This is a genomic window from uncultured Cardiobacterium sp. (genome assembly GCF_938028185.1).
In the GTDB taxonomy this organism is placed as follows: Bacteria; Pseudomonadota; Gammaproteobacteria; order Cardiobacteriales; family Cardiobacteriaceae; genus Cardiobacterium.
Genome location: NZ_CALJAH010000086.1, coordinates 1 through 1,788 on the forward strand (window position 1 = coordinate 1; position 1,788 = coordinate 1,788).

A 1,788-nucleotide genomic window follows, 5' to 3' on the forward strand; every position below is an offset into this window, starting at 1 on the left:
TGTCGGCTACGCCGCCACACACCCTACGCACGGAACCCGCCCGCTGCGGGTTTCGTCCTGCAGGGGAGGGGGATTCCAATTGTAAACAGCGCCTAATACGTCATTGAATGCGCCTGCAGCCGGGGCCGCGAATGGTGCTGGTGCCGCCGGGCTGCGGGGTGACGGTGATGCGGGTGGCGATGCGTTCGGTGAGGGCTGCGACGTGCGAGATGATGCCGATGTGTTTGCCGTGGGTGCGCAGTTGGGCGAGTGTTTCCAGTGCGCTGTCCAGCGTTTCTTCGTCCAGCGTGCCGAAGCCTTCGTCGAGGAAGAGAGAGTCCACCTGCATGGTTTCGCCGCTCATTTGCGCGAGTCCGAGTGCCAGCGCCAGGCTGACGATGAAGCTCTCGCCGCCGGAGAGGTTTTTCGCACTGCGGATTTCGCCGCCCTGGTAGTTGTCGATGATGTTGGCTTCGAGCGGCCGCGCTGGGTCGGCGGTGAGCAGGTAGCGGTCGCTCAACTGCGCCAGTTGGCGGTTGGCGTGGGCGATGACGCTGGCGAAGGTCAGGCTTTGCGCGTAGTTGCGGTATTTTTTGCCGTCCGCCGCGCCGATGAGGGCGTGTAAATCCTGCCAGCGGCGGGTTTCTTGTTGTTGTTTGGCCAGCGCATTTTGCCGGACGGCGAGGCGGGTAACGGCGCGTTCGTGTTCGGTGATGCGGTGGCGCTTCTCGGCGAGGGCTTGCTGTTGTTGTTGCCGGGTGTGGTTGTCGGCTTGTTGTCGTGCTTGCAGGGTGGCGGCGTCGGGGTCGTCCGCGCTTTGGGCGGTGAGGGCGGCAAGGCGGGCGGCGCAGTCTTGTTGGCGGGTGTGCAGGGTGAGGGTTTGCTGGTCAAGCGCGGCGGCTTCGCGGGCAAGGGCTTCGCGGGCGGCGGCGGGCAGGCGCGCAGCTTGCCATTCATTTTCTGTAGGGAAGGCAGCGGCGGTGCGCGCGGCGGCGAAGTGTTGTTCTTCCTGGTCGAGGGCGGTTTGTTGGTCGGTGAGGCGGCGGCGCAGTTGCTCGCGTTGTTGTTGGTTGGCAGCCGCGCGGTTTTCGGCTTGTTGCAGCGCGCTGCGGGCGTGTTCGGCGGCAGTTTCGGCGGCGGCGATGGTGCGCTGTTGGGCGGCTTCTTCGCTGTCGGGGTCGCGCTCGCCGAGGATGACGCGGCGGGCGGCAAGGGTTTGCGCGTGGGTTTGTTGTAGCGCGGCGAGTTGTGCGGCGTAGGCGGCGGTGTTGCGTGCTTTTTCGGCGGCAAGGGCGGCAGCGCTTTCGGCTTGTTGTTGTTTTTCGCGCGCAGCGGTGAGGGCGGTTTGGGCATTGGTGTATGCGGTTTCGAGTTGTTCGGCGCGTTTGAGGTGCGCCTCCAGCACGGCGAGGCGGGCGTTGAGGTCGTCGGGGCGGGCGGGCAGCGCCTGTGCGTAGGGGTGGTCGGTCGCGCCGCAGAGCGGGCAGGGTTCGCCGTCGTGCAGTTGCGCGCGTTGTTGTTCGAGGTCGGCAATGCGCTGGTGGTAGGCGAGTTCGCGCAGGATGCTGTCTTTTTCGGCGCGGTATTCGCGCAGCAGGCGGCCTGCGAGGTGGGCGGCAAGCGCGCTTTCGGCCTGGGTGCAGGCGCGGGCGGCGTTTTCGGCTTTTTGTTGTGCGGCAGCGGCGGCGGTTTCGGCTTTTTGCCGCGCGCTTTGCGCGGCAGCGTGGGCGGCGGCGTGTTGTTCGAGAATGGCGAGTTGTTCGCGCTGGTGGCGCAGGGTGTGGTCGTGGGCGCGGGTTTGTTGCCAGG

The 1,788-nt window shown here is 66.6% G+C and carries 1 protein-coding gene; it reads right to left on the reverse strand.

The window, feature by feature from the left end:
• Nucleotides 1-100: 100 nt before the first annotated feature.
• The coding region (locus tag Q0349_RS02900; protein WP_298079377.1) for an SbcC/MukB-like Walker B domain-containing protein at nucleotides 101-1,788 on the reverse strand (1,688 nt) is incomplete at its 5' end.